This is a genomic window from Bremerella volcania, from assembly GCF_007748115.1.
Lineage (GTDB): Bacteria > Planctomycetota > Planctomycetia > Pirellulales > Pirellulaceae > Bremerella > Bremerella volcania.
In genome coordinates, this window is sequence record NZ_CP036289.1 from 2,052,648 (window position 1) to 2,078,539 (window position 25,892).

A 25,892-nucleotide genomic window follows, 5' to 3' on the forward strand; every position below is an offset into this window, starting at 1 on the left:
CAATTCACCGCGGATATCCAAATTGTAAGGCGATCTCAGTCTCGCCCGGCGGGCGATAGACGAAGACCTGTTGCTACGTCAAACCAATGCAGCGAGTCGGCCCTGAATGCCATCGGCACGGGCCGAGCTTCCAGGTCGCCGCTTAACATGGCGCCGTTGGCTTTGGCCGTGATACGTGGCAGCTCTTCACTGCCAGGTGTCTCGCCAGGAAGACGAATATGGACGTAGCCCGTATCTCCCAGCGATTCGACCAGTTCGACCTGTCCGCGTCCTGCCTGGGGGCAGTCGGCAGAAGACTCCTCGGTTAAAAGGATGTCTTCCGGGCGAACTCCAAGGACTATTTTCCTCGAACTGCTTGGTTTTAACTCGGGACGCTGGTTGGCACTCACTTTCAACTGCACGCCGGAAGCGCGGAATTGAACCTGGCCATTCTCTTCAACCAACTCACCCTCGAGCAAGTTCATGCCAGGGGTTCCCAGGAAGCTGGCGACGAACCGATTGGCAGGCTTGTGGTAAACCTCGCTCGGCGAACCGACTTGCTGGAGAACTCCTTGGTCCATCACCGCGATCCGATCTCCGAGCGTCATCGCTTCGACCTGATCATGGGTGACGTATATCATCGTCGCACCAAGGCGACGGTGAAGTTCTTTTAATTCTCGTCGCATCTCCACGCGAAGTTTCGCATCGAGATTCGACAAAGGCTCATCAAACAAAAAGGCAGCTGGCTGTCGCACAATAGCCCGCCCTAGGGCTACCCGTTGACGCTCCCCGCCCGAAAGCTCTCGCGGGTAGCGATCCAGCAGTTTGCTGATTCCCAACGTGCCGGCCACCTGGTCGACCTTGGTCGGAATCTGCTGATACTGCTTTTCACGCTCTGCCGCGCTTTGGGCATCTTTCAAGCGTCGCCACAGACGAGAAACAATGTTCCCTCCGTAACGAAGCTGCAGACCGAACGACATGTTTCGTCGCACCGTCATGTGGGGATACAACGCATAGTTTTGGAAAACCATGGCGATGTCCCGATCTTTCGGCGAGACGTGGGTGACGTTTCGGTCCCCGATGGTGATCACACCGCCGGAAACATCCTCGAGACCGGCGATCATCCGCAGCGTGGTCGTCTTTCCACAACCACTGGGACCCACCAGTACCAGGAATTCCTGGTCGGCGACCTCTAAATTCAACTCACGAACAGCAGCAACCGTGTCGGAAAATCGTTTACTAACTTGATTTAGAACGACTTTCGCCATGATCGCCTGCTGCCGCTATGTGCTTCGCTCGTTTACCAAACGGAAAACGGCTCTCAAAATGAAAGCCGTCCTACATGCTGAACTTAGTGGCAGTCACAATCCCGTTAAGATATCGGCTACCCCCGCGAGTGTCAACCAACTCAAGTACCGGATGAGCGTTTCGGCCAATCCGCTGAAATCGATTAAACTCCGCGAATCGCGATTGCCGAGGCCTGCCCTTGAGGGCTGAAATTCAGGCTCACGAATACCCCATCTGAGGTGATCTCCTGGGGTTCGGCCGATACCTTCAGTTGGCACTTCGGGTCCGGGGTCGAATAGCCCAGGGTGCCCGGCAGCGACTTTTTCTGCTGGGCGAGCAAACTACCAATCACTTCTATGACGCCGCAACCTGCTCCGAGGTTACCGAAATAGCTTTTCAGGGCGACCACTGGGACCTTTTGGGCATGATCCCCCAGGAACTGCGTGAGACCGGCGGCTTCGTCCCAGTCCGATTGCTCGCTGCCCAAGCCGTGGGCGTTGATGTGCTGAATATCGCCTGGTTGGATGCCCGCATCGCGGCAAGCGACCGACATCGCATTACCGATGGCTGTGGCACGGTCAGGCGTGCGATCAGCCTTCCAGCCGGTGCAAATCGCTTGACCGATGACTTCCCCCAGGATTTTGGCCCCCCGGGCCTCGGCGTGTTCGAGCGATTCGAGAACGATCGATCCGGCGCCTTCGCCGATGATCATTCCCTTTCGGTTCAAGTCAAACGGCAGGCATTGGCCGCTCAGTTCGTCCGAGCCCTTGGCGATCGGGTCTTGAAGGTACGAGTGGCAAGTGCGGGTTTCATGCACGCGGGTACCCGTCGAGCCAGCCACGATCACGTCAGCATGGCCGCGGGCGATCGTCATCATCGCTTCCCCCAGGGCCGCCCCAGCCGAAGCTTCCCGCAGCGTAATCGAGTTATTCGGGCCGCGCATGTCGTTGAAGATGGCGACGTGGCTGGCCGGCATGTTCGGCAAGTATTTGAGCAACCACAGCGGTGTGATCTCCGGCAGGCCCTTCTCGGCCCACTGCTCGAATACGAACTCGTTCGAGCCGTTGAGGCACGCGGCGGTCGCTTTGTCGAACTCTTCCGGAATGGTCATCATGTAGTCGGAACCGAAGATGACGCCCGAACGTTCTGGATCGTAGTCACCCATTGCCAGGCCGCTGTGCTGCAAGGCACGTTGCGCGGCGGCGACCCCCATTTGTATCTCGCGGCACATGACCTTCAGGTTCTTGCGGATCGACCGCATCTGGTTCTTATCGACTTCGCCAAAGTCGGAGATATTACCCGTGAAATCGAGGGCTTCGCCGGCATATGGCGAAGGTAACGCATCGGCTGGCAAGCTCTCGATCTTGCGGATCCCGGAGGTGCCCGCTTCCAAAGCTGCGGAGAAGGTGTCCAGATCCATCCCTAGGGGGCTGATCTGACCCATACCAGTAATGACGACTCGTCTCGATTGCATTCGTACGCCTATCGACACCGGGCAAACTAGGTTGTGCCTAGGGTGTTGGGGATTTTTAATGGTGACCCAAAATTTTAGGCCACTAGGGCGGCACTGTCGATGGGAGCCAGCCGCTGCCCCCACGCTGACGAAGGGCGTCCAAGTGCCGTAATGCCAATTGGATCGCTCGAATCAGAACCGCAAGCATCCCCAGTGCGAGATGCGCGGAAAGACTTCCTTGGGCCCGCGTACTTATGAAATCGGAATCTGGCAGCGGACTCTTCACGCCGATTGCCAGAATGCCACCTGTTGGGGGATTGTTAGTATCGACCGCGGCTATCCACAGCATTCGGCTGAGCCGTCGGAACTGGGGCGCCAGCGCCGGTCTTGGCGTCTCCCTTGAATTCCACGAACATCAAGCCGTCGGCACGCGGTGGGCCGGTGGGAATCAAGCTGGGAAGGCTCGGAATCTGAGCAGCCGAGGCCATGCCTGCCTGAGGCCGGGCCACGACACCGCAGCTAATCAGCAAGACTTGATCGGACGGCCAGCGGAAACGCTCGTGCAGTCGCCAACTGACCATTTGCGGAATCTGGATATCGACCGCTTGTCGCTGGACACCAGAGGTGGGGACGTCGACGTCAACGGTGACGAACTTCTCGACCTGGTCGACGCTGCACTTCAATACTGCATCGATCATGCGATCGTCCGGCGTCAGCAGCGGGCTGACTTCCATCGAGAAACCTTCCTCGATTTGGTCGGTTTGCAGTTCGTAGCCTGGGAAGGTCTGCGTTGCGCGAACACCGCGGACGAACGAACGAGGCTGAAGCATCGAGATCGTGCTCGATTGGCCGTTGTGAATCAAAAGGTCGGCTGCGTGATGTTCGCGGAAGTCGCTTCGCTGTCGCAGTTCACTTAGCAGCACAGCGGCGTTTTCCTTGCTCATCAGCCAGGCCTCGATGCCTGGCGTTTTCACGGAAACAGGCTGCATCATGCGGTAGGCAAGACGACGCCAATTGGGGCTTTTCACCGTGACCAGGCGAACGCCCAGCTTTTTGACTTCGGCTTGGCTGTCGACGAACTTGGTCACGACCTCGGTCACCACTTCCTGCATCTCAGGCGTGTGATAGACGCGAAGCGTGCTCTTGTTGGCGGAAAGCATGCCGAGGGGATCGCCGAACCAGACGTCGGTGCCTGTTTCACGCAGAATCCAGTCGATGATGGCTTGCTCCGGCTTCGCGGTGGTGGTGACGCGGCTAGTGTACGGCGTGAGATCGTAATCGCGCCACACCTGACCGGCACTATTAGGAAGTTCTTTCAGGCCGGATGTTACCTTCAACAGGCTACCTGACTTCGAGACGTTTTCGGCCTGGCGTGTCGGTGGATCGCTGGCGTAGGCGGCCGGCTGAACGGTGCTGCCAGGGCTGCTGGGAACGGCGGCTCCTGGATTTCGCCATTGAAGCGAAGTATCAGAAGCGGTCGTTGTCGAGCCACTGATCGGCATGGGCCGAGGTTCCGACTGAGCGGTTGCCACGTGGGTGGTCAATGCAACCAATAGAATGCTGAAAAGAGTGCCACGTGCCATGATTCGATCCTCCATGATCCGACGCCAATTTGGTCTCGCCGATTCCACTGGTAGCTGAGACGCTTCGTCGAAAGGTGCCGGAGTATAGAAACCACGCAGAACCGCGGCAAGGCGAATCGGCCGATCGCGCGGAATGCGTCGGCAACCCAGCGTTACAGGAGATCGTTCAGCCAGTCGTCATCGTTGTTTTTGGCCGTTTTTTGAGATGTCGACGCCGATGGAGTGCTAGCGTGCTGAGGGGAGCTGGCGGGTGCGTCTTGTATCGCGGCTTTACGTGGTTTGGCAGGTTCGTCGGCGAAGAGGTCGATATCGTCGACGTCGTACTCTTCGTCGGGAAGCGAAATATGCTTCGATGCGGTGGCGACGGCTCGGCTCGATTCGCCGACAGGCTTGGCAATCGTCTCGCTGACTCCTCTGCCCCGCCCCGGATCGCGAGCAACCTTGGTTCGCTGGTCCATGCGTTCTCGCTGAAGGCGTTCTGCTCGCTTCGGATCATTCAGTACGCCAAATCGTTGCATCAGGATGAACCAGGCGAACGCCAGGCCGGCAGCAACGATCAGCCCGACAATGGTTCCCGCCAGCGGGCCGAAAAAGATTCTTCCCGCGACCACGGCCACGAAACCCAAAAAGGCCGCGCAGAGACCCGATGCGATGAGGAAGTCTCTGGGGGTGGCCAGTTCGTGAAGCTGCTCGGCGAGCCATTTTTCCATTTTGGTTTTGGGCTCGGAATCCCTCGCGAGTGCTTCTTCGGTGAGATCCTCGAAGTAGGCTTCGAGCTTGGTGTGCCAGCCGCAGCCTTTGCAGAGGTACTCTTGGGCAGGAATCACCTTGTCGCACTTCGGGCAGTCGGTCGGCTGCGGGCGGTCATCTTCGTAGGTCTTGGTTTCGTAGCTGGGCTCGATCACCGGCGCGAGGTCGTCTTTGTCGCTCTTCGGACGAACAACCTTGGTGATGCTCAAGCATTTGGGGCAGCGGACCGTCTGGCCGATCAGACGCTCTTCGGCATTGATGCCGACACCGCAGCAAGGACAGGTAATGCGAATCATGCTCGCGTGAATCTCGGGACGGAAGTTAAATGATCCCTGCCATTGGCCCGAGGCAGGGTTTTCTATTTCCGATCATTCCCCAAAGTGAGGAAAAACGCAAGGACTTCCGCAGAGTCAGAGATGCTTTGAGGCTTACTCGGCGTACTCTTTCGCGATAACACACGCGTTGTGGCCGCCGAAACCGAAGCTGTTGCTCATGGCGTAGCTAACTTTGCGGTTCTTGGCTTCGTTGGGCGTGTAGTCGAGATCGCAGGCCGGATCTGGCTTTTCCAGATTGATGGTCGGCGGGACGATGCCCTCCTGAATGGCCTTGATACACGCGATCAGTTCGATGCCGCCGCTGGCACCTAAAGAGTGTCCCAGCGAGCTCTTCGTGCTGGAGACGGCCAGCTTGTAGGCGTGGTCGCCGTAGACCGTCTTGATGGCGGTCGTTTCGGCCTTGTCGCCTGGGGGCGTGCTCGTTCCGTGCGCGTTGATGTAGTCAATCTTTTCCGGTGCCAAGTGAGCGTCGTTCAATGCGTTCTGCATTGCCCGGGCTGCCCCGCGACCTTCTGGGTCAGGCGAGGTAATGTGGCCGCCATCGCCGCTGCAACCAAAGCCTACCAGTTCGGCCAGAATGTTCGCGCCGCGGGCCTTGGCGTGTTCGAGTTCTTCCAGGACGACCACGCCGGCCCCTTCGGCCATGACGAAACCGTCGCGATCGAGATCAAACGGACGGCTTGCCCTTTTCGGGTCGTCGTTGCGGAACGAGAGGGCCTTCATGTTCGAGAAGGCGCTGATTCCCATCGGGGTGATGCCCGCTTCGGTACCGCCCGAAATCATGACGTCCGCTTCGTCATATTGAATGGCTTTCAGAGCATCTCCCAGAGCATTGGTCGCACTGGCACAAGCCGTGGCCACCGTGTAGTTGGGGCCTCGCATGCCGTAGCGGATCGAGATGTTTCCGCCGGCGGCGTTGAGCATCAGGCGTGGAATCGTCATCGGCGAGACACGATCGGCACCCTTGGTCAGAAGCTTTTCGGTTTGCTCTTCGATGGTGGCAATGCCCCCCACGCCTGATCCCAGGATCACGCCGCAGCGGTACGAATCTTCTTGCGAGAAATCGAGGCCAGATTGAGTGACGGCGTCGATTCCCGCGACCATTCCAAACTGCGAGAAACGGTCTAGACGCTTTTGTTCCTTCGAATCGATGTACTCGTCAGGTGCCCAGTCATGAACGTCAGCGGCGAACTTCACCTTGAACCGGGAAGTATCCAGGATCTTGATTTCGTGGATACCACTCTCCCCTGCAATCAACTTGGACCAGAACTGATCAAGTTGGCAGCTAAGCGAGGAGACAATCCCCATTCCGGTAACGACAACGCGACGCTTCATGATTCTATGAACGCTAGGAGTACAAGCGGGAAGGAAGAGTTCAGCCGATTAGGAGTTCTTGGCTTCTTCCAGGTAATCGATCGCTTGACCGACCGTTTCGATCTTATCCGCGGAATCCTCTGGAATGTCGATATCAAATTCTTCTTCCAGTTCCATGACCAGCTCGACCATGTCTAGCGAGTCGGCACCCAGATCGTTCACGAACGAGCTGTCGCGGGAAACTTTTTCTTTATCAACACCCAGTTGGCTAGCAACAATCTCAATTACACGCTCTTCAACCGACACGACGTGTCCTCCGTTTTGGGGCAAGCGACCGAAAGCTCGGTCGTCTATGGTGACCTAGTTGGTTTTTTATGAAGTTTCAAGCTCAACAAGATAGATGACCCAAGTAAAACGGGTCAAGGTGGAGACCACCTTATCCATCTTAATTTTCAGGAAACACGCTCTTAGGAAAAATTTGGTGTCTAAGTCAATGTCACTAAGGTGTTTCCATTGAATGCTAGCCGGTCATGCCGCCGTCGACGGTCAGAACCTGGCCGGTGACGTAGGCGGCGTGATCGCTGGCCAGGAATAGGACCGCGTCCGCGATCTCTTCCGGCTTGCCCATCCGCTTGGCTGGAATGCGTTTCTTGACTTCGTCTTCGACTGCTGGGCCCAGGGCTTTGGTCATGTCCGATTCGATGAAGCCTGGGCAGATGGCGTTGATCGTTACCTTGCGGCCGGCCAGTTCGCGGCTCAAGCTGCGGGTAAAACCAATCATACCCGCTTTCGAGGCCGAGTAGTTCGTCTGGCCTGGGTTACCCATGATGCCGGAGACGCTGCTGATGTTGATGATCCGGCCATATCGGGCACGCATCATGTACTTCGACGCGGCTCGGCTGAACAGGAACATGCCGCGCAGGTTCGTGTTGATGACCGTATCCCATTCTTCGTCGGTCATCCGGGGAAGCAAGTTGTCGCGGGTAACGCCAGCGTTATTGACCAGGATATCGATCTTTTCCCAGTCTTCAGCAACCTTGTCGATCAGTTGCTCGACGCTTTCCCGCGACGTCACGTCGCAGGGGAAGGCTTCCGCCTCGCCGCCGGCTTCTTTAATGGCAGCGACGGTTTCGGCCAACTTGTCGGCGCTGCGGGCCACACAAGCGACCTTAGCACCGCGCTTGCCCAGTCCAATGGCGATTTGCTGACCAATCCCCTGCGAGGCACCAGTAACGATGGCGATCTTGCCAGTCAAATCAACGGGAAGTGCGGTTCGTTCAGCGTCGCTCATGAGGAAATTGCCTAATAGGTTGTATTCAAAAGAGTTAGTGGAATCGCAAAGGGGTTAGGCTTCGACGCCGGTGAACGCAACTTTGCGATTGATTCGCTTCATCAGGCCGCGAAGCACCTTGCCGGCACCGATTTCGTAAAACTCGTCGAAGCCCTGGTCCAAGAGGTAGCGCATGGATTGTTCCCAGCGAACCTGCGAGCAGACTTGTTGCTGCAAAAGCGAGCGGATCTCTTCGACGTCGTCGTGCGGTTGACCGTCGACATTGGAAATAACCGGGATCTTAGGACTCTTGAGCGTGACGTTCGCGAGCGCGGCGGTCAGCTTATCGACTGCAGGTCGCATGATTTCCGTGTGAAACGCCCCGGCGACGGCCAGGGGAATGACCTTCATGGCACCGCTCTTCTCAGCGATTTCAGCGGCTCGCTCGCAGGCATCGTTCGTGCCGGAAACGACAATATTGCCAGGGCAAAGCAAGTTGGCGATTTGTAGAATGCCATCGCCGCGGGCTTCGTCGCAGATCTTCTCGACGGCATCCTGTTCAAGTCCCAGGATGCTGACCATACCGCTTGGTACGGCATCGGAGGCGGCCTGCATGGCTTCGCCGCGTACCTGGACGACTTTCAGCGCGTCTTCAAACTCCATCACGCCAGCGAAGACCATGGCCGTATACTCGCCCAGGCTCAGTCCGGCGGTGGCTTCCGCGGAGAGAAGAACGTCTGGGGTCTGGTCCCGCAGCTGCGCAAGTGCCGCAATGCTGGTGACGAACAGGGCTGGCTGGCTATGGACGGTTGAGTCGAGCTTTTCGCTGGGGCCTTCAAAGCAGATCGAGGCCAGGTCGTAGCCCAGGATTTCGTTGGCTCGGTCGAAGTGCTCTTTCGCGGCCGGCAACGATTCGTAGAGGGATTTCCCCATTCCAACGGTTTGCGCGCCTTGTCCCGGGAACAGAAATGCGATCTTGCTCATCGCAGGGGGCCCTTCTCTCGATCAAGCTTCGAAGTCGACAGACCGCTGGCAGAGGTCTACACGTACGGATGAAATCATCCGCACGGGCATTGTCCCAGCGGTCTTGTTCGCTTGGAAGCCCAGGGGAGTGCTTATTCGGCGACTTCGCTAGTTGGCATGACGATGCGACCCTGATAGTAGCCACATTCAGGGCATACCACGTGGGTAGGAACGGCGACGCGAATGCGACGTTCGTGCAAGCAATGGGGGCAGAGAGTCAGCTCGCGGGCCTTCAGGCCATCGTGAGCGCGACGCATGCCGGTGCGGGAATTCGACTGTTTTCTCTTTGGTACTGCCATGACCGTGTTTCCAGCGAGGGTGTAGCAAAGCGTAAGTCGCTTGCTTGCCACAATTTAGTGCCCTGAAAGCCGCGGTGGATTATGCCGATCCAGCGACTGGTGGGGCGAACGTCCGATGAAAGCCTCAAAATAGATGAGGCACAATATGCAGGTGGAAACGCGAAATGATACTGGTATTCCGCAGAACCGTCAATAAGCCCTACTAATTCCCGTATTTGGGATTTTTGTTATTGACGCATCCATGCAATCGCCACAGAATAAGCATGTACTGAGACTTGATATCAACTTTATTTAAGCCGATAACACTCTCGCCTGAATTTATGTCCTACCTCAAAGAACATGTGGTCGAAACGATCTCGACCGGAGACCGTGACCGCACGCTCGTCGTCAATTGTACCGACCGTGACGGTTGCGCGTTTGTCGAAATCCGCCAGCAAAGCTTCGGTGGTCAGCGTGTGGGCTGGTTCACTCAATCCAGCGTTCAAGTATCGCCAGAATCGCTTGCCGCCCTGCGAACGGCCTTGGGTATCGCAAGTGCTTTGCCAGACATGGTTTCCGCAAAGAATCGCGAGCGTGTCACTCTTAAAGCGACCCGCACGGAACAAGATGCCATCGTGTCGGGAAGAATCGGTTCGTCGTCGGCCCCATCGCTGCGTGTCTGGCACGCGGAATCCGCTTAGATAAAAGCATTGTTGAGGCAAGTGCCTGGGTTTTGCCTGGGTGTCACCCCAACAACACTCGTGTAATCAGCCGACCCTTTGAACGCCTGGTTCAAAGGGTCGTTTGTTTTCTTGGCGGCTTAGCCAGCTTTCGAGGCGCTGCCACCCTTGGCCTGGGCGGCCACGCTTGGGTCTTTCAGGATCATCGTGAATTCGTCCACGCCTTCCTGCTCTTCCAGCAAGATTTCTTCCAGCAGAACGACCAGAGGGCGATTCTTTCCGTCGACCATCGACAGGACTTCCTGGTAAAGCTCAACGGCCTTCGATTCGAATGCCAGGCCGTTGGTTAGCATCTCGTACAGGTCATCGGTTTGTTTGACCTGGTTACGTTCGATGGTCGGAACGCCGCCGAGTGCGGAAATCTTCTGGCCGATGATCTTGGCATGGCCAAACGATTCCTTGGCGGCATCCAGGAACATTTCACTGTAAACTTCGCGCCACAGCCCGCTGACAACGAAGCCGGCCTGCGAGTACTGAGCGACTCCGGTCCATTCGTGCTTCAGAATTTCATTCAACTTGTCAATTACGGCCTGATCCATGGTGGTGTCCTTTCATTCTGGCTTAAGAGCGAGCAAGGTCGCTCGTGAGTGTTGCGTCATCACCGTTGAGTAAGCAGCGGATACGCTGGATAAGTACGGTGCAAGTCGCGAGCCTGAACGATACGTTGGCGGTGGCTACATCATCGTGTACAGTCTCAACTTCTTCCCGAATGGTATCACTCGTATCGACAAAATCCAGAGGGAAGTAACCCTAAGCGTGGTCTTCACTTGCATTTTTCATCAAAAGATAGTCGCTCTCAACAAGGGGCCTTGTTGAGACGAGCGTTGTGGTGAGTCGGTCTCAATAAGAAGCCAAAGGTGATCCGAGAGTACTCTTGGCGACGATCACTGGATGAAGAGCGATTCACCTTCTGTTACCGAAACTCGAACCCATCGACGGGGTTCGATTGGCTGGGCCTAGGTCCGCACGATTGCCAAAGTCTTTTACTCGCAAAGACCCTAACTAAGGCCAACAGGATGCGATTGCTCTTCTCTCTTTCCGTGCTCTTGTTCCTCCCTTCTCTGCTACATGCCCAGCAGCCTGTTTCCGATGACGAGCTTCGTGCTTCGATTCAGAAGGCGTTGCCGCTGGTGGAAGAGACCTCGAAGGTCGCTCTGCGGGAGCGGGCTTGTTACACATGTCATCATGGGGGCGTCACCACGATGGCGATCGAGGCCGCGCGGCTGCGTGGGTTTGAGGTCGATCGGCAGAATGTGCTTGAGCAGATGGAGCGTGCCCAGTTGAATCTTACGCGGGCCATTCGCCGGGTAGGCGTTGGCGGGCGGACGCCGGGTCAGGCCGATGGGATTGGTTGGCAACTGATGACGCTGGCCGCTGGTGATTGGCCGGCCGATGAGGCGACGCACCTCGCCGTCGAGCACCTGGTTCAATACGACCACGAGAGTGACCACTGGGCCTGGGCCGGAAGGCCTCGTCCGCCGACGGTGGCCAGCCCGTTCACCACCACGTGGGCCGTTGTCCGCGGGGTTCTCGATTACACGACGCCTGATACGAAACTGGGGGTCGCGGTGCGCGTGACTGAAGCTCGAGATTGGCTCATCCGCACGCCCAGTCGCGATACCGAAGAGAGTGTTTCGAAGCTGCGGACGCTGAAGCTTGTGGAAGCTGACGAGCGTGCGATCCGAGACGAAGCGAAGAAGTTGCTTGAGATCCAGCAAGACGATGGGGGTTGGGCACAGCTGCCTGGACAAGAGAGCGACGCGTACGCGACCAGTACCGTGCTGATTGCGTTGCTCGAATCGGAACAACTCAAGCGTGATGACGTTGCTATTCAGGCCGGACTGCGTTTTCTGTTGGGCTCGCAGCTGGAAGATGGTTCGTGGCACGTGAAGAAGCGGGCCCCCTTCGTGCAGCCTCACTTCGAGACGTCCTTCCCGCACGGGAAAGATCAATTCATCTCGGCCGTGGCGACTGCCTGGTCGGTCTATGCGATGGCTCAATTGCTGCCGAGTGTCGCGGACCACGATGACGAAGCAGCGTTAGCCGCTATGAAGCCAGAGAATGCTAAGAAGTCGGAAATTGAGTTCACGCCAGAGCAGATTGCGTTCTTCACCGAGAAAGTTGAACCAATCCTGCAGCGGCGATGTTATCGCTGTCATACGACCGAGAAAGAGCCGAAAGGTGATCTGGCGTTGAACTCGCGCGAGGAAATCTTGATTGGCGGTTACGGCGGTCCCGGCGCGGTGCCTGGCAGGCCCGACGAAAGCATGATCTTCAAGGCGCTTAATGCTCCCCCTGATTCTCTCGTTCCGCAAATGCCGCCCCGCGGCGGCAAGCTTCCGCAGGAGGAAATGGAACTGATCAAGAAGTGGATCGAAATGGACCTGCCGCACCGCAAGTAAATGATCGGCGGGCAGGTCGATGACTTTTCGAAGGATGAGAAAGAAACGCTGACTGCTATTGGTTCTTCATCAACTGAACCATGGCCGCTCCCATCGCCTGGCCTACGTTCATGTAGGTCTCGGCGTTGCCTCCATAGTGGCCGTTGGAAGCCCCTCCTTTCGATAGTGGATGGGTGTAAACAGTCGCAGTTTCCCCTTTGAACTCGGAGTGTTTGCTGGGATCACTGATGGCCAGCTGGGCTTCGATGATGTCCTTCTCGGTGCCTGAAGCATCGTCCTTGTTGGTTTGTCCCAGGGTAGCGCACACAAACTTGGCATGCGGCGCGTCGAACTCTTTGCGAAGCTGCTTGATCAGGTTGACCAGGTTCTGTTCGTACTTCTGCGAATGGCCGGCGTTGTAGCGATCCTTGTCCCCCTGCCACCAAAAGAAGCCGGCGATCTCGTAACCCTTGGCACCGGGATAGTACTTGTCGAGTTCGCTCAAGACTTGTTTGGCACGCGCGACGTCGCCGTCGTATTGGAGGCCAGCCTTCCAGCCGATCGGCTCAGGCTCGGTCCCTTTCTCCCAACGAAGTGGAGACTGCCCGTAACCGGCATAGACATACGTCTTGCCGTCTTTGGGGTCGGTAAACTCGTACGAGGGTGAGCCAGGCGGAAGAAGGTCCCAGCCGAGGGAGCGATTTCCGATCGCGCTCTTGAGGATCAGCACAGGCTCGTCGTGGAATTGACCCATATGCTGACCGATGCCGATTTCAACGCCGATCTTTCCTCCGGCGACCTTCAGCCAATCGTTCTTTCTCACTTGCCATTTGTCAGGGCCGCCGCTCCCCATCACCGCCACGTTGCGAACGTCTTTACGCTGTGTCCAATTGCCGGCGTCATCGACCAGGTAGGGATAGAGTCCCTTACTCTTCACCGCGTGCTCGAGCGTACCTTCCTGGTCCCCGGCGACCTTGCCCATTTCGAGCATATTCGATTGCCCCATCAGGATGTAGACCTTCACGGGCTTACTCATATCGGCAGGCTGATCGTCAGGTCGGACGAGATTTGAAGGCTCGGCAGCTTGGATCAGCGAAGTCGAAGCGAACAGAAGAAGCGAGAGAAGCGTGAAGAAAAGATGTCGTGTCATGATAGGTTTCCTTAGGGTGAGAAGCGCTCAGCGGAACCCGTATTATGAACAACCGCGCAGCAGAAATGTAGAAAAAAACGCTAGGCGCGATCCAATATGGCGGTTGCTCGCAGCTGTTCCACATCGCGCATCGGTGGCTTGCCGAAGTGCCGTTTGTATTCCCGGCTGAAGTGCGAGGCGTCTTCGTAGCCGACCTGGAAGCCGGCTTGCGCGGCATCGAGGCCGTCGTCGAGCATCAGTCGTCGTGCTTCCTGCAGGCGAAGTTGCTTCTGGAACTGGATGGGGGTCATCGCAGTGACCGTTTTGAAATGCACATGAAAACCGGAGACGCTCATGCTCAACTCTTTGGCGAGGTCTTCAATGCGGATCGGCTGGTCGAAGTTGGCCAGGATCGATTCGATGGCTCGCACCATGCGATGGGCATTTCCACCGAAACGGGTCAAGTAACGAGCACTTTACGCTGCGTCTGCCTGAGAATCTCGATTTGGCCGGAACGGCCCCCCTGCTCTGTGCTGGGATTACCACCTAATCCCCCATCAAACGCTATGGCGTCGGCCCTGGCATGAAGGTCGGCATTGTTGGCCTGGGCGGGCTGGGACACATGGGTATTAAGTTCGCTCACGCGCTGGGGGCCCACACGGTCGTCTTCACGACTTCGCCTAGCAAGAAGGAAGACGCCCTGCGTTTGGGTGCCGATGAAGTGATCATCTCTCGCAATGCAGACGAGATGCAAAAGCACGCCGGCAGTTTCAACTCTATCCTCGATACGCTCTCGGCTCCGCACGATATGAACGCGCTACTGGGGATGCTTACGACCGACGGTAATCTGACCTTGGTCGGGGCCAGCGAACAGCCGATCGAGGTCTCTGGGTTTTCGCTGCTATTTGGACGCCGAAGTCTGTCAGGCTCGATCATTGGCGGCATTGCGGAAACGCAGGAGATGCTCGATTTCTGTGGTGAAAAGAACATCACGTCGGATGTCGAAGTGATTCCGATTCAGAAAGTGAACGAGGCGTACGAACGTCTTTTAAAATCAGATGTTAAGTATCGTTTTTTCATTGACATGGAATCGCTGAAAACGGCGTAAATCGACCAGGTTTAGCGGGACGTTCCGCCGGCTTACGTGTTTAACCAAGTACGTTTGCTCGGCAAAGATACGTCAATACGATATTCAAGGGGAATGACTATGCAGCGGCTTATCCTTACCTTTTTCGTGGCCAGCTTTGGCTTTTCGGCTTCGCTTATGGCCAACGATTGGCCGCAGTGGCAGGGATACCATCGGGATGCCATCTCCCAGGAGACCGGCCTGATGAAAACCTGGCCCAGCGGTGGCCCTGAACTCGCCTGGAGAGTCACCGGCCTCGGGGGCGGAGACAGCACTCCATCGATCGCCGACGGACGCATCTTCGGGATGAGCAATCGTGGCGAGGACGAAGTGGTGTGGGCACTTTCCGAAAAAAATGGCGAGCAGCTCTGGGTAACCAAGCTGGGCCCTGCTTACCAGCAGGATATGCCCCAGTCGAAGGAAGGTCCCGGCTGCACGCCGACCGTCGATGGCAAGCTTCTGTTCGTCATGGGAATGGCCGGTAATGTGGCCTGCTTGAGTGTCGAAGACGGGACGCTCGTCTGGCAGCGTGACCTGAAGGAGGATTTCGGGGGCACCATTCCACGTTGGAGCTACCGCGAGTCACCACTGATCGACGGCGAAAAGATGATCGTTACGCCTGGCGGCAACAAAGCCACGATCGTCGCTCTCGACAAGCGAACCGGCAAGACGCTTTGGCAATCGAAGACGCAGCAGGAGGAAGCCCAGCCGATGAAGGAAGAGCCACGCGAGGAACCACCACGTGGCGGGGAACGTGGCCGAGGGCGACGTGGCTTTAGCCGAGGTGGACCTCGACCGGACGCGGCCTATGCTTCGGCGATTGCGATCGATTTCGGCGGCCAGCGGCAGTATGTGCAGTTGACGGCCAAGGCTTTGGTGAGCGTGGCTGCCGACGACGGCCAGCTTCTTTGGAAGTACGACCGTCCGGCCAATGCCATGGGAATCAACTGCTCGACGCCGATTTACCACGATGGTTTGGTCTTCGCTGCATCGGCCTACGGAAACGGTGGTGGAGCGGTCCAATTGAATAAGACGGACGACGGCACCATCGAAGCCGAAGAGGTCTATTTCACCTCGAACATGCAAAACCACCACGGCGGTATGATCGTGGTCGATGGTTGTCTGTACGGTGCCAACGGTGGCAACGGCGGTGGATTTCTCGCCTGCTTGGACTATCAAACCGGTGAAGTGCTGTGGCGTGAACGAAGTGCCCAGAAAGGTGCCTTGGCGATGGCGGATGGTCTGCTCTATCTGCGAACCGAGGATGGTACCGTTCTGCTGATTGAACCCAACCAGGAAGAATACGTCGAGAAGGGACGTTTCGAGCAGCCTGATCGAACCGATTCGCCGGCCTGGGCTCACCCGGTGATCGCCAATGGCAAGTTGTACATTCGCGATCACGACCTGCTGCTGTGCTACGACGTTGCGGAGAAATAAAACGGCACAACTCACTTGGAACAGAGAAAGGCAATCGCATGCAAAAGCGAACGCTTGGAACTAGCGGACTCGAGGTCTCGGCCATTGGCCTGGGCTGTATGGGCATGACGGCCTATTACGGCCCCGGCAAGGACAAGGAGGAAATGAAATCGTTGCTACTGGCAGCGGTTGAACGAGGCGTGACGCTATTCGACACCGCCGAGGTTTACGGTCCCTTTGCCAATGAAGAGGTCGTCGGCGAAGGGTTGGAATCGGTACGCGATCAGGTTGTGTTGGCAACCAAGTTTGGATTTGATTTGACCGGTCCTGATAAGGTGCCTGGGGCCATCGGACTGAATAGTCGGCCCGAGCATATCAAGGAGGTCTGCGAGCAGTCTCTTAAGCGGCTGCGAACCGATCGGATCGATTTATTCTATCAGCATCGCGTCGATCCCAACGTGCCGATCGAGGAAGTCGCCGGTGCGGTTCAGGAGTTGATTGCCGAAGGTAAGGTCAAGCACTTTGGCATGTCCGAAGCAGGCATCGAGACCATTCGCCGGGCTCATGCCGTGCAGCCGGTCGCGGCGCTGCAAAGTGAGTATTCGCTGTGGTGGCGGCGGATCGAAAACGAAATGTTGCCGGTACTGGAAGAACTCGGCATCGGCTTGGTTCCCTACAGCCCGCTGGGCCGCGGATTTCTGGCCGGGGCACTCAAGGGAACGACGAAGCTGGATGATAAGGACTTCCGCGCTAAGCTACCGCGTTTTAGCCCCGAGGCCTTAGAGGCGAATCAATCCCTGGTGAATGTCTTGCAGGAAGTCGCCAGTCGAATGAATGCGACCGCCGCCCAGATTTGCCTGGCTTGGCTGTTGGCTCAGAAGCCGTGGATCGTGCCAATACCGGGCACAACGAATCTTAATAGGCTGGAAGAAAATCTGGCGGCCGCTTCGATGCAGCTTACGGCTGAGGATCTCTCAGATATCGAAGACGCAGCAGCGAAGGTGGCCGTCCACGGCGAACGCTATCCAGAGCATTTGGAGCAGATGACCGGGCTGTAGCTCTATCGGCTTCGGTTCGACGAACCTGGGATCGCTCTGCAAAGCAATAGTGAAGGATACGTTCCAGACTGCCTGCATCGACTTAAGACCAAACACACGCATCGTACCCCTGCGAGAAGTTATTTGTAGAATGTCTCAGTTTTCAGCGGTACAATCTGGGGACTGGGTAAATTCTAATCGGGGGAGAAACACCATGGCCGAAGCAAAAAAAGCAAGCGTTACCTTTCTTTTGATCATGGGCATTTTGACGGCGATATTGGGTGTGATCGCGATTGGGTCGCCGGCCGTTGCTGGTACCGCGGTCGTTTATATCGTGGGTGCCATCATGCTGATCGCTGGAATCTCGCAGGTTGCCATGGGGCTTAAAGCGGAAGGATGGTCCCATAAACTACTTCCGCTGATTCTTGGTACCGTGACGACGTTGGGTGGGATTGCCGTTCTCGCGCATCCGATTTTGGGGATGGAGATTCTGACGATGATTCTCGCGGCATACTTTGTTGCCGAAGGTATCTGGAAGGTCGTCGCTTCTTTCAGCTTTCGTCCAGCCCAAGGCTGGCTAGGGATGCTTTTTAGTGGCGTCATTACCTGGCTGTTGGGCGCGATGATCTGGACGCAGTGGCCCGCTTCGGGCATGTGGGCGATTGGCATTCTGGTAGGTGTCGATCTGTTGATCACCGGTATGGCGTTGATTTTCGTCGCGATGACTCTGGGAAAGATCGCGGACAAGATCGAGGAGGTCACCACCCAGTCCGAGCCTCCATCGGAAGATGCCGCTCACGCATAACGACGAGAACGACTGTTTGAGCGCAAAGAAATAGCCGTCGGCTAAAGGCGCGCCGGCGGCCATTTCTCAGGAACACCTCAGCTTTCAAGCGCAGGGGATGGCTTGAAGCTTTCGGTGCCGCTTCTTGAACTCAGGAGGTGGAGGAAGTGCTCGACATCGCGTCGACAAATTAAATGGTGATTTCTGCCAGGTCGGATTCTTCGGCCAAAGCGATCGCCTGACCGAATGTCGCTGCCGTATCTGATCAAAAAAAGAACTGACGGTTACCGCATCGAGAAATGGCGTGTCGGAAGGAATGTTCGCAACATCCACGTCACGATCCGTCCCGGACTACCATTCACGATGAACCCCACTGCGGCCAACCCGCCGGCAACCGCCAGTTCCGAAGATGGCTATAAAGCCATCAACGCGCCAATATGCCAGTCGGTCGCGACTAGCAAGTGTTTCGTTAGGCTCTGATAGAGCGTTTGAGCAAATCGAAAAGGTGCCTTTCCGCTTCCGATCACTCGATTTCAAACCTCAGGAAAAGTTATCCCGAGGAAGCTCATTGGAAGGTCTCGCAGATCTCGTTCGCCGAAAATCACGACGCAAGTCTGTACGTGACGGCTTATGAGATGCGAGATCTGCCACGCCGCAAGGGATCGATCGAAATGCATGAGTGGCAGAAGGGCAAGACGCCTAGGCGTTCGGCGGCCCACGCAAACAAGAGACGACGTGTTGCCGAGAGATGATAGCCGCTGGACGATCGCTGACGACGAAAGTCGCTGTGACCTCGAATGTAGGCGTCGCCCAATTTGAAGCTAACGTCAGCAGTTGTGTTTCGGTCTTACTTTCGGCATCAATTTCGGTGACTTCCGCCAATCCGCTGTCGTGCGAGTGGGGGCTGGTCAGCTTTCCGCTAGGGGAAAAATCGGTCTGTAGCAGACCGCCAACCACCAGCACGGCATAGAAGATCACCAGGAACGCTCGAACGGGAGAAATGTTGTCCGAAAGATGAAATCTCGCCCCGTGTACACAACGCAGCACAGAACCACCACCTGCGGTCGAGGCAGATTCAGCGGAATCATTTTGTGCGGAGGAACGGAACATCAAGCGATGCTGGTAGGCAATAAATTCTTGAGTAAGACTCAGAGAATACTACCTCGTCAAATTTGAAAATGCAACCGCACTCATTCTCGCGGATTCGGATAGCCGCCTGGATGGATGCGGTTGTATCCCAACCAGAAAGTATCTGACTTAAGGAAAACGCATCGCCAGTCAGATCGGTGGATGGCAATTAGTTTGCCCTTAGGGGTTGCATTTCGCAGGTTCTCGCGAAGATTCCCTTCACCCCGTAAAATGCGGGATTCCCAGTTGGTTTCCTATGTCTGTTGAGAAGTCATCATGCGGTATGTCATTCTTGTCGAGCAAAAACGTCAGGCCCCAGCGATGTTCACGGCTCCGGTCGATCAGGACGATGCCGATTACCTTCGCCGCGCCGCGGAAACGCTCAAACCCCTCTCAGCGGAAGAATACATGAAGGGGCCGGCGGCCATTTTGCACATGTTGGCACGCTACAGCTACATCTTGGATGGCGACGACGTCTATTGGTGCGTCGAGTGGTTGCCAGGCATGATCATGATCCGTTTTTCGCGTGGCGGCCAAATGGCTTGGACCGCGTTGCGTAGTCCTGTGCCTGACTTCGGCGGGCGGACTGCGGACAAGGCGGATCGAGACGCTTACGACCCCGATGCGCCCAATCACCAGGTGAACTTGATCTTCGAGCCATGGACGGCCCAGTCGGACGAAGACGATCGCAACGCGAAGGGGTTTGCCCGGGCCGACGCGAAGACGGAAGCGACGTTCGAGGCGGCACTGTCACGCGTTAACGAAATCGGCGAGCAGATTGAAACGCAACATGGAGACGATCTGGAAGCCTGGGTTTACCGAGGGGAAGAGGAAGTCGCCAAAATGGTGGGCGACGGGGTTCGCATCGACTGATCCTTAGAAAGGGACATTGACCTCAGCGATCAGGTCACCAATCACTTGACGGCTTTGGGCGGAACCTCCCGTCGAACGGGCCGAAATCACCGGTAACGCCACGTGTTGCACGTCATCCGCTGTGACGAACTGGCGACCTTGCAGGTAGGCCCAGGCCTGCGCACAACGCAGCCACTGCAGGATGCCTCGCGGACTCACATGACCGGTGAACTTATTATTGGCGCTGAATGCTTCGGCGAGATCAGCGACGTACTCGAGTAGCATTTCGCCTGTTTCGACCGAAGCGGCTTGCTGCTGCAGCTGAAGAAGCTGCGTGCGATTCAAAATAGGCTCTTCGGCCTCTTGAAACCCTTCCAATACGCCGCCGCGCGATTTCATGAGTTCCATCAAGCTGTTTCGGTCCGGCGCGCCGATGCTGATCTTCATCGAGAAGCGATCGAGCTGTGCTTCTGGAAGCGGAAACGTGCCGTGTAGTTCTTCCGGGTTTTGCGTGGCGATGACAAAGAACGTTTCAGAAAGCCGGTAGGTGTGATTGTCAATGGTTACCTGGTGCTCTGCCATGGCTTCCAGCAAGGCACTCTGAGTGCGGGGCGTGGCACGATTGATCTCGTCGGCCAAGACCACATCGGCAAAGACAGGCCCCTCGTGAAACTCGAATTGTGACGTTTGCTGATTAAAGATGTTGAATCCGGTGACGTCTCCCGGCAGCAAGTCCGGCGTACATTGAACGCGCGAGAAACGCCCGCCGATGGCTTCCGAGAGGGCCTTGGCCAGCGTCGTTTTGCCCAGACCCGGCAGATCCTCAATCAACAGATTTCCGCGGGCAAGCAGACAGGCAAGTACGAGCTGTACGGTTTCCGGTTTGCCGCGCAGATGCTCGTTCAGGCGATTACGCAGCCGGCCCAGGACCGCTTCAGCATCCAGGTCTGCCGAGGTTGTCGGGGAAGCCATTTCATGGGAGGAGGTCATGAACAAATCCTTGATCAGCGGATGTTAGCTGGCGGAATCCAACGCGCGGACGGTATCCTTCAAACGCCCGGGGGTCGCCCAGGCAACCACTTCTCGCGAAGCTTTACGAAGCTCTTGCTTGAGGGTTGAATTGGTGGATGGGTCATCATGATAGATTGCTTGTTGCCCTAGCGTGTGATAGCGCTGCAAACAATCTTGCTGCGGATCGAGACGAAGAACACAGTTGGCAAAGGATTGCCCTGCGTGCGGCGCAATACCGGCTGTTTTGAACCGGTTTCGGAGCAATCGCTGCGTCTTATGAACAATTTCACGAGGTGTTTGCCAGGGCCAGTAACGCCAGAGCAGGTAAAAGATCAAGCTCTCAAGCGGACGAATAACCAGCTTCGCGAGCACCAGCACGCAAATCAGCACGCCGGCAATTCGAACGCCATGATCAGCGAGAAAATTCCATACGGTCAACGCGATGGTCGCTTGCTCCTGATCGTTTGCCGAAGGGATGTCAAAGCCAGGAGTTGGTTCAATATCGACCCACACTCGATCATCGAGTTTGACCTGAGCCCAGTAATGCACGTCGTCTTCTTCAATGGCAACGTTACCGGTAAGCCACGAGCGTTTGTTCTCGTTGGCGTAGTAGCCACCTACCAGGCGAGTCGGATAGCCGAGGGACCGCAACAGCACGACGGCGGACGACGCAAAGAGATAGTCAGGGCCACGTTTGGATTCAACGAGAAAGTAGAAGACGGAATCGGTTTCGCCAGCCGGAATCGTTGCCTGGGGATCGTACTCGGCGTGATTGCGGAGTCCATTAACGACCCCCATGATTTCCTCCCAACCAGGATCAGTGCCGTCGGTCCACTCCTGAACGAGTGCGGCTAACTCGTCGGGCAGGAATGGTCCCTCTTGTGCTTCTCGCCACTGCCTTAATTTGGAGAGAACGCTGGACTGGCGGTATTCGTTTCCGCGGGTCGTCGCTAAAAACTTCCAGAGCAGTTGGGGATCGCTCTTCATTTGTTCGGCTAGTGCCTGAAGCTCGTAGTGGGTCACGACCAGGGACGCTTCGTTGGCCCACTCTGGGTGGCTTTGCATCAAACGCTGCAGATCGGAAGGAGAGATCTTACTGAGATCAGGCGACATTGTGCCGGCACCTTGGTCGGCCATTGCTTTGACTATGGCCGTGCGGGCCTGTTCCAGAAAGTTTTCGTCGGTGATATCCAAGTTCTGAGTGATCTTCGAATAGTCGAGATCATCGGCATTGAGCAGCTTCGACAATCCTTGTTGATCGGCGATTTGCGCCGTCATGGCAGGTAGTTGCGATTTCTTCTCGGCGAGCCACTGCTTGCCGTTGAATTGTTCGTAATGCGTGGAAGGTATGTGGCGGACTTGGGTGGTATCCAGGCTGAATAGCTTCTCAAAGTCTTGATTCTCGCTGGGGGCACTGCGGATCGTCGAGAATTCCCGGAACTGTTCACGGTGGGCACGCCGTTTGGCCTCGTCCTTGCCTTGGCTGCTCCCTTCGGCATCTTCGCCATGTTTCTTGTTCGTGGCATGGTCGATGGCAATCTCTTCCTCTTCCTTTTGAAAGGAAAAGTCCGACTTCACTCGGCGTTCCTTCTGCCGCGCGAGGCTATCCAACGACTTATCAACCTTTCTTTCTTTATCCGAGTAGATGAAGAAGGTCACCGCGAAACCGGTTAGCACCAGCAAAGTACAGGTAATCACGAAGTCTGGCTTCCAGCGGGTAGCGCCATATCGACCGTCGGTTTCCCATGGCAGTGATTCATTGGCAGACAACCAGAATGCCATGATGATTAGTTCGGCCAGGGTACAGATCGTGACCGCGAGCGAACTTTCCAGCGTGAAGGAAAACAGAACAAGCAGTAGTCCAATAAACAGCGTTGCCCGACGACGGATCGGGTCGAACGTGAAGATCGCCGAGGTCGCGCACAGATTACGCAGCGACTCCATCAGCAGAGCATCGATACGCTCGTCGGCCCCGAATCCGAAGACGCGGACAACTGGGATTGCCAACGCCGCGCACATGATGGTTGCTTGAACGATTGGCGGAAAATAAGGGTGTCTCGCGGTTGTTTGATCGCGGCCGAATCGGCTGGCCAGGGTGAAGAGTAACCAGATTCCCAGCCCCCAACCGGCGCTGATTGCCAGGGCGATGGGCGTGCCCAACTTGTCGAAGATCGTCACGTTGGCGGCGGTAACTCCGGCGATGGCCGACGCCAGCGTAAGCCATTGGAGACGCATCGTCGTCTGCGTATTAGCCATACAGTACCGATCCCGTTTGCTGAATCGTGTTACGCCAGTCACTGTGGGGCGGTAGCCATACACAACGAGCACCCTGCCCTGGCGCGGGTTCGATGGGACTGGTGCACAGGATTTCGTCGTGCCAACTATCGGGGTAGCTTTCACCAAGCGGACGCTGGGTTACAAGCACCGATCGCATGGTATCGCGTCGAGTCGTGGAGGGGTACTCGACTTCCCGAGGGTGATTTTCCGTATCGAGCATGGCGAGATAGTCAAACACCGGCAACAGTCCGTTCTGGTCGATTCCTTCCCACGAGCGATGACCGGACAATTCAAAATCGACATGCCAGTTATCACCGACGGCTTGTGAAATGAGGCTGGCAGCAATACTGATCGCGGCTTCATACGCCTCGGCCGCTTCGATGTCGTCCGAGTTTTGCTTTTCAAGATCGAGTCGGATTCGCAGCCGCCGCGAAGAAGTCGATTCCCGTTCGCAAACGATCAAATCACCGCGTCGGGCCGTATGCCGCCAATGAACGCGGCGGAGGGATTCGCCAGGCCGATAGGGACGTGGTCCGGCAATGTCCCCTTCATCCCCCCAGTGACGAGCACTGGTCGCTGAACTTTCGTAACCCGAATAGCGAGAGTCGCTGACGCGACCGGCTAACGGAACGATCTCGGGCCAAATGATCGCTTGGTTGGGGATAGGAAAGGTCTTCGTGGCGGTGAAAAGCCCGAAGGGGAATCGCGTGACGAGCGTGCCAGTTTGATCGGGAAACAGGCCGCGTGCACTAGGGACCAGCGAAACGACGTCGTTGGTCGTTCCCTTACGCTCGATACGCGGCACCATGTGTTCGTGCTGATACCCTTCCGGGCTACTTCCTGACGGACGTTCACTGAGACGGAGGACTGTCGTCCCCCAGGTCCACCAGTTCTGATTTTCGACTTGAATCCGAACCGGCATCTCTTGCCCTACTTGTCCGCGGTACTGCAAAGGAGTGATTTTGGCGAGCAGCTTTTGGATCGACAGATAAGGTAGAAGAACCCCGACGGCTGCGATCAGTAGTAATGTCCCGGTCACGATGAACGCGCGACCGTGCCAGACAACTCCGCACATGACCGACGCACCCATCACGCAAACCAACACCCATCCCATGGGATGCGAAGTTTGACCTCTTGAAGTGCTGGCAGAAGGTGTCTTAGGCGTAGGGTTCATCCTTGACGCTTCGCTGCCGTTGGGGTGAACGAAAGTGGGAATTGATAGGTGACCGCTACGTCATTGTTCGAGGTTTTGGAGCAAGGGAAAGTGCCCTGACCGAATCTTCATCGAGAATTCGCTTAGATCCGGTCGAATCGGTACAATAGGTGATCTAGCTCACCGAACTTCCTCTTCCTCCCGAGTCCTTACCCATGCTGAGATTCGCCGTTGGTTTCGCCCTCCTTTTGGTTTGCTCTTCTCCCCTCTTGGCAGAAAAAACGCAGCGGCCGAACATTGTCGTCATCATGGCGGACGATATCGGCTATGAGTGCCTGGGATGCTACGGGAGCGAGGCCTATCCTACGCCGAATATCGATCGTCTGGCCGCGGAAGGGTTACGTTTCGACAACGCTCATTCACAGCCGATCTGTACCCCTTCACGTGTGCAGATCATGACGGGCATTTACAACAATCGAAATTACATTCGATTTGGAATGCTCGATCCCAAAGCGGTCACTTTTGCCAACCTGTTGCGCGATGCCGGTTACCAGACGTGTATCGCTGGAAAATGGCAACTCGACGGCGGTTTCGACGGGCCACGTCAGTTTGGTTTCGATCATTACTGTTTGTGGCAACTCACGCGGCGTCCGAGTCGTTACCCGAACCCCGGCTTAGAAATCGATGGCAAAGAAGTCGACTTCAAGAATGGTGAGTTCGGTCCCGACGTGGTGAGTGACTACGTTTGCGACTTCATCCAGACGCACCAGGATAAGCCATTCCTTGTTTATTACCCGATGATCGCTCCCCACTGGCCGTTTTTGCCGACCCCTGATCATCCCGACTGGGACCCCACGATGTGGCGGGACGCGAAGAACGAACCAGGCGGATACAAAGGACCGAAGTATTGGGACGCCATGGTGCGTTACACCGACAAGATGGTCGGCAAGGTCGTCGATAAGCTGGACGAACTCAACCTGCGCGAGAAGACGTTGATCTTATGGACCGGTGATAACGGAACGTACGAGTCGGTCGTCACGCCGTTTCATGGAAGAGACTATCGCGGTGGAAAGGGAAAGACGAAGGACAACGGAACGCATGTCGGTTTCGTGGCGAGTTGGCCAGGCACGATCGAGCAAGGCAAGGTCGCCGCGGACCTGGTCGACTTCAGCGATGTGCTGCCGACGGTCCTTGAGGTGGCTGGGGTCGAAGTGCCTAAAAAGCTGGAAGTCGACGGAGTCAGCCTGGCCCCGGTCTTTCATGGCCACGAGAGGGCCAAGCCATACATCTATTGCTGGTACGAACGCAACGGGATGCGTGGGAAAGCGTCGCAGCATGTTCGTGACTCGCAGTACAAAGTGTATGCCAGCGGTCAAATCTACGATGTCGTTGAGGATCCACTCGAAAAGAATGATCTGGCCGGCAGCATGCCCCCAGGTTCAGAGCCGGAACGCATTGCGATGCTTCGCCGAGCGCTAGGCAAGCACGAAGCAATCACCAAAGCATCCGATGCGAAGCAGAGAGCCTTGCAGGAGAAGCACGGCAAGAAGTAAAAAAGGCCCGGCGAAGCAAATCGCCGGGCCCTG

24 protein-coding genes are annotated in these 25,892 nt (G+C 56.5%); 8 read left to right on the plus strand and 16 right to left on the minus strand.

What is annotated here, in order from left to right:
- Positions 1 to 35: 35 nt before the first annotated feature.
- The 9 genes from Pan97_RS08460 to rpmF form a co-directional block, all read right to left on the minus strand.
- On the minus strand, positions 36 to 1,247 hold the full coding sequence (locus tag Pan97_RS08460; RefSeq protein WP_144971662.1) for an ABC transporter ATP-binding protein: 1,212 nt from the start codon (positions 1,245 to 1,247) through the stop codon (positions 36 to 38).
- 182 nt (positions 1,248 to 1,429) lie between these two features.
- The gene (locus Pan97_RS08465; protein ID WP_144971663.1) at positions 1,430 to 2,740 is read right to left on the minus strand and encodes a beta-ketoacyl-[acyl-carrier-protein] synthase family protein; all 1,311 of its coding nucleotides are present in this window, start codon (positions 2,738 to 2,740) and stop codon (positions 1,430 to 1,432) included.
- A 299-nt stretch (positions 2,741 to 3,039) separates the two neighbouring features.
- Positions 3,040 to 4,302 carry a hypothetical protein gene (locus Pan97_RS08470; protein WP_144971664.1) on the minus strand — a complete coding sequence of 421 codons (1,263 nt, stop codon included), beginning with the start codon at positions 4,300 to 4,302 and terminating at the stop codon, positions 3,040 to 3,042.
- Positions 4,303 to 4,454: 152 nt separating this feature from the next.
- A complete protein-coding gene (locus tag Pan97_RS08475) occupies positions 4,455 to 5,348 on the minus strand; it encodes a DUF5336 domain-containing protein (protein ID WP_144971665.1) in 894 nt (297 codons plus the stop codon).
- A gap of 132 nt (positions 5,349 to 5,480) precedes the next feature.
- Positions 5,481 to 6,722 carry a beta-ketoacyl-ACP synthase II gene (gene fabF, locus Pan97_RS08480; RefSeq protein ID WP_144971666.1) on the minus strand — a complete coding sequence of 414 codons (1,242 nt, stop codon included), beginning with the start codon at positions 6,720 to 6,722 and terminating at the stop codon, positions 5,481 to 5,483.
- Between the two features lie 48 nt (positions 6,723 to 6,770).
- Positions 6,771 to 7,031, minus strand: coding sequence for an acyl carrier protein (gene acpP / locus Pan97_RS08485; RefSeq protein ID WP_199188718.1), 261 nt, complete (start codon positions 7,029 to 7,031; stop codon positions 6,771 to 6,773).
- A gap of 190 nt (positions 7,032 to 7,221) precedes the next feature.
- Entirely contained in the window at positions 7,222 to 7,992 is a 771-nt protein-coding gene (fabG, locus tag Pan97_RS08490; RefSeq protein ID WP_144971667.1) for a 3-oxoacyl-[acyl-carrier-protein] reductase, read from the minus strand.
- A gap of 54 nt (positions 7,993 to 8,046) precedes the next feature.
- The gene (gene fabD / locus Pan97_RS08495; RefSeq protein WP_144971668.1) at positions 8,047 to 8,955 is read right to left on the minus strand and encodes an ACP S-malonyltransferase; all 909 of its coding nucleotides are present in this window, start codon (positions 8,953 to 8,955) and stop codon (positions 8,047 to 8,049) included.
- A gap of 131 nt (positions 8,956 to 9,086) precedes the next feature.
- Complete coding sequence (gene rpmF, locus Pan97_RS08500) at positions 9,087 to 9,293, minus strand: 50S ribosomal protein L32 (RefSeq protein WP_144971669.1); 207 nt, start codon at positions 9,291 to 9,293, stop codon at positions 9,087 to 9,089.
- 320 nt (positions 9,294 to 9,613) lie between these two features.
- Between rpmF and Pan97_RS08505 the strand changes: the two genes are divergently transcribed.
- Complete coding sequence (locus Pan97_RS08505; protein ID WP_144971670.1) at positions 9,614 to 9,973, plus strand: hypothetical protein; 360 nt, start codon at positions 9,614 to 9,616, stop codon at positions 9,971 to 9,973.
- A gap of 119 nt (positions 9,974 to 10,092) precedes the next feature.
- Here the strand turns inward: Pan97_RS08505 and Pan97_RS08510 are convergent, their stop codons facing one another.
- Entirely contained in the window at positions 10,093 to 10,551 is a 459-nt protein-coding gene (locus Pan97_RS08510) for a ferritin-like domain-containing protein (RefSeq protein WP_144971671.1), read from the minus strand.
- Positions 10,552 to 11,028: 477 nt separating this feature from the next.
- Between Pan97_RS08510 and Pan97_RS08515 the strand changes: the two genes are divergently transcribed.
- Positions 11,029 to 12,414 carry a c-type cytochrome domain-containing protein gene (locus Pan97_RS08515; RefSeq protein WP_144971672.1) on the plus strand — a complete coding sequence of 462 codons (1,386 nt, stop codon included), beginning with the start codon at positions 11,029 to 11,031 and terminating at the stop codon, positions 12,412 to 12,414.
- Positions 12,415 to 12,469: 55 nt separating this feature from the next.
- On the opposite strand, the gene Pan97_RS08520 is transcribed toward Pan97_RS08515, so the two are convergent.
- Both Pan97_RS08520 and Pan97_RS08525 read right to left on the minus strand, forming a co-directional pair.
- Entirely contained in the window at positions 12,470 to 13,543 is a 1,074-nt protein-coding gene (locus tag Pan97_RS08520) for a sialate O-acetylesterase (RefSeq protein ID WP_144971673.1), read from the minus strand.
- 80 nt (positions 13,544 to 13,623) lie between these two features.
- Positions 13,624 to 13,986 carry a helix-turn-helix domain-containing protein gene (locus Pan97_RS08525; RefSeq protein WP_196782323.1) on the minus strand — a complete coding sequence of 121 codons (363 nt, stop codon included), beginning with the start codon at positions 13,984 to 13,986 and terminating at the stop codon, positions 13,624 to 13,626.
- A gap of 119 nt (positions 13,987 to 14,105) precedes the next feature.
- Between Pan97_RS08525 and Pan97_RS08530 the strand changes: the two genes are divergently transcribed.
- From Pan97_RS08530 to Pan97_RS08545, 4 genes are all read left to right on the plus strand, one after another.
- Complete coding sequence (locus Pan97_RS08530; protein WP_196782324.1) at positions 14,106 to 14,630, plus strand: zinc-binding dehydrogenase; 525 nt, start codon at positions 14,106 to 14,108, stop codon at positions 14,628 to 14,630.
- A gap of 99 nt (positions 14,631 to 14,729) precedes the next feature.
- Positions 14,730 to 16,085 (plus strand): outer membrane protein assembly factor BamB family protein, encoded by a 1,356-nt coding sequence (locus Pan97_RS08535; RefSeq protein WP_144971674.1) that lies wholly within the window; start codon positions 14,730 to 14,732, stop codon positions 16,083 to 16,085.
- Between the two features lie 38 nt (positions 16,086 to 16,123).
- Positions 16,124 to 17,122 (plus strand): aldo/keto reductase, encoded by a 999-nt coding sequence (locus Pan97_RS08540; RefSeq protein ID WP_144971675.1) that lies wholly within the window; start codon positions 16,124 to 16,126, stop codon positions 17,120 to 17,122.
- 193 nt (positions 17,123 to 17,315) lie between these two features.
- Entirely contained in the window at positions 17,316 to 17,906 is a 591-nt protein-coding gene (locus Pan97_RS08545) for an HdeD family acid-resistance protein (RefSeq protein WP_165698663.1), read from the plus strand.
- A gap of 678 nt (positions 17,907 to 18,584) precedes the next feature.
- On the opposite strand, the gene Pan97_RS08550 is transcribed toward Pan97_RS08545, so the two are convergent.
- Entirely contained in the window at positions 18,585 to 18,995 is a 411-nt protein-coding gene (locus Pan97_RS08550; RefSeq protein WP_165698664.1) for a hypothetical protein, read from the minus strand.
- 294 nt (positions 18,996 to 19,289) lie between these two features.
- On the opposite strand from Pan97_RS08550, the gene Pan97_RS08555 reads away from it, so the two are divergent.
- On the plus strand, positions 19,290 to 19,886 hold the full coding sequence (locus Pan97_RS08555) for a hypothetical protein (RefSeq protein WP_144971678.1): 597 nt from the start codon (positions 19,290 to 19,292) through the stop codon (positions 19,884 to 19,886).
- 3 nt (positions 19,887 to 19,889) lie between these two features.
- Here the strand turns inward: Pan97_RS08555 and Pan97_RS08560 are convergent, their stop codons facing one another.
- Genes Pan97_RS08560 through Pan97_RS08570 form a run of 3 tightly spaced genes read right to left on the minus strand, consistent with a single transcriptional unit; the run spans position 19,890 to position 24,327 of the window.
- Complete coding sequence (locus tag Pan97_RS08560; RefSeq protein ID WP_144971679.1) at positions 19,890 to 20,855, minus strand: AAA family ATPase; 966 nt, start codon at positions 20,853 to 20,855, stop codon at positions 19,890 to 19,892.
- A 24-nt stretch (positions 20,856 to 20,879) separates the two neighbouring features.
- Entirely contained in the window at positions 20,880 to 23,132 is a 2,253-nt protein-coding gene (locus Pan97_RS08565; protein ID WP_144971680.1) for a transglutaminase-like domain-containing protein, read from the minus strand.
- On the minus strand, positions 23,125 to 24,327 hold the full coding sequence (locus Pan97_RS08570) for a DUF58 domain-containing protein (protein WP_144971681.1): 1,203 nt from the start codon (positions 24,325 to 24,327) through the stop codon (positions 23,125 to 23,127). Before Pan97_RS08570 ends, Pan97_RS08565 begins: the two co-directional genes overlap by 8 nt.
- A gap of 194 nt (positions 24,328 to 24,521) precedes the next feature.
- On the opposite strand from Pan97_RS08570, the gene Pan97_RS08575 reads away from it, so the two are divergent.
- A complete protein-coding gene (locus Pan97_RS08575) occupies positions 24,522 to 25,859 on the plus strand; it encodes a sulfatase-like hydrolase/transferase (RefSeq protein WP_144971682.1) in 1,338 nt (445 codons plus the stop codon).
- The last annotated feature ends 33 nt before the right edge of the window (positions 25,860 to 25,892 follow it).

Excerpts from the sequence above, each read along its gene's own strand:
- Pan97_RS08460 (WP_144971662.1), bottom strand. The coding sequence starts at position 1,247 with ATGGCGAAAGTCGTTCTAAATCAAGTTAGTAAACGATTTTCCGACACG.
- Pan97_RS08465 (WP_144971663.1), bottom strand. The coding sequence starts at position 2,740 with ATGCAATCGAGACGAGTCGTCATTACTGGTATGGGTCAGATCAGCCCC.
- Pan97_RS08470 (WP_144971664.1), bottom strand. The coding sequence starts at position 4,302 with ATGGCACGTGGCACTCTTTTCAGCATTCTATTGGTTGCATTGACCACC.
- Pan97_RS08475 (WP_144971665.1), bottom strand. The coding sequence starts at position 5,348 with ATGATTCGCATTACCTGTCCTTGCTGCGGTGTCGGCATCAATGCCGAA.
- fabF (WP_144971666.1), bottom strand. The coding sequence starts at position 6,722 with ATGAAGCGTCGCGTTGTCGTTACCGGAATGGGGATTGTCTCCTCGCTT.
- fabG (WP_144971667.1), bottom strand. The coding sequence starts at position 7,992 with ATGAGCGACGCTGAACGAACCGCACTTCCCGTTGATTTGACTGGCAAG.
- fabD (WP_144971668.1), bottom strand. The coding sequence starts at position 8,955 with ATGAGCAAGATCGCATTTCTGTTCCCGGGACAAGGCGCGCAAACCGTT.
- rpmF (WP_144971669.1), bottom strand. The coding sequence starts at position 9,293 with ATGGCAGTACCAAAGAGAAAACAGTCGAATTCCCGCACCGGCATGCGT.
- Pan97_RS08505 (WP_144971670.1), top strand. The coding sequence starts at position 9,614 with ATGTCCTACCTCAAAGAACATGTGGTCGAAACGATCTCGACCGGAGAC.
- Pan97_RS08510 (WP_144971671.1), bottom strand. The coding sequence starts at position 10,551 with ATGGATCAGGCCGTAATTGACAAGTTGAATGAAATTCTGAAGCACGAA.
- Pan97_RS08515 (WP_144971672.1), top strand. The coding sequence starts at position 11,029 with ATGCGATTGCTCTTCTCTCTTTCCGTGCTCTTGTTCCTCCCTTCTCTG.
- Pan97_RS08520 (WP_144971673.1), bottom strand. The coding sequence starts at position 13,543 with ATGACACGACATCTTTTCTTCACGCTTCTCTCGCTTCTTCTGTTCGCT.
- Pan97_RS08530 (WP_196782324.1), top strand. The coding sequence starts at position 14,106 with ATGAAGGTCGGCATTGTTGGCCTGGGCGGGCTGGGACACATGGGTATT.
- Pan97_RS08535 (WP_144971674.1), top strand. The coding sequence starts at position 14,730 with ATGCAGCGGCTTATCCTTACCTTTTTCGTGGCCAGCTTTGGCTTTTCG.
- Pan97_RS08540 (WP_144971675.1), top strand. The coding sequence starts at position 16,124 with ATGCAAAAGCGAACGCTTGGAACTAGCGGACTCGAGGTCTCGGCCATT.
- Pan97_RS08545 (WP_165698663.1), top strand. The coding sequence starts at position 17,316 with ATGGCCGAAGCAAAAAAAGCAAGCGTTACCTTTCTTTTGATCATGGGC.
- Pan97_RS08550 (WP_165698664.1), bottom strand. The coding sequence starts at position 18,995 with ATGTTCCGTTCCTCCGCACAAAATGATTCCGCTGAATCTGCCTCGACC.
- Pan97_RS08555 (WP_144971678.1), top strand. The coding sequence starts at position 19,290 with ATGCGGTATGTCATTCTTGTCGAGCAAAAACGTCAGGCCCCAGCGATG.
- Pan97_RS08560 (WP_144971679.1), bottom strand. The coding sequence starts at position 20,855 with ATGACCTCCTCCCATGAAATGGCTTCCCCGACAACCTCGGCAGACCTG.
- Pan97_RS08565 (WP_144971680.1), bottom strand. The coding sequence starts at position 23,132 with ATGGCTAATACGCAGACGACGATGCGTCTCCAATGGCTTACGCTGGCG.
- Pan97_RS08570 (WP_144971681.1), bottom strand. The coding sequence starts at position 24,327 with ATGAACCCTACGCCTAAGACACCTTCTGCCAGCACTTCAAGAGGTCAA.
- Pan97_RS08575 (WP_144971682.1), top strand. The coding sequence starts at position 24,522 with ATGCTGAGATTCGCCGTTGGTTTCGCCCTCCTTTTGGTTTGCTCTTCT.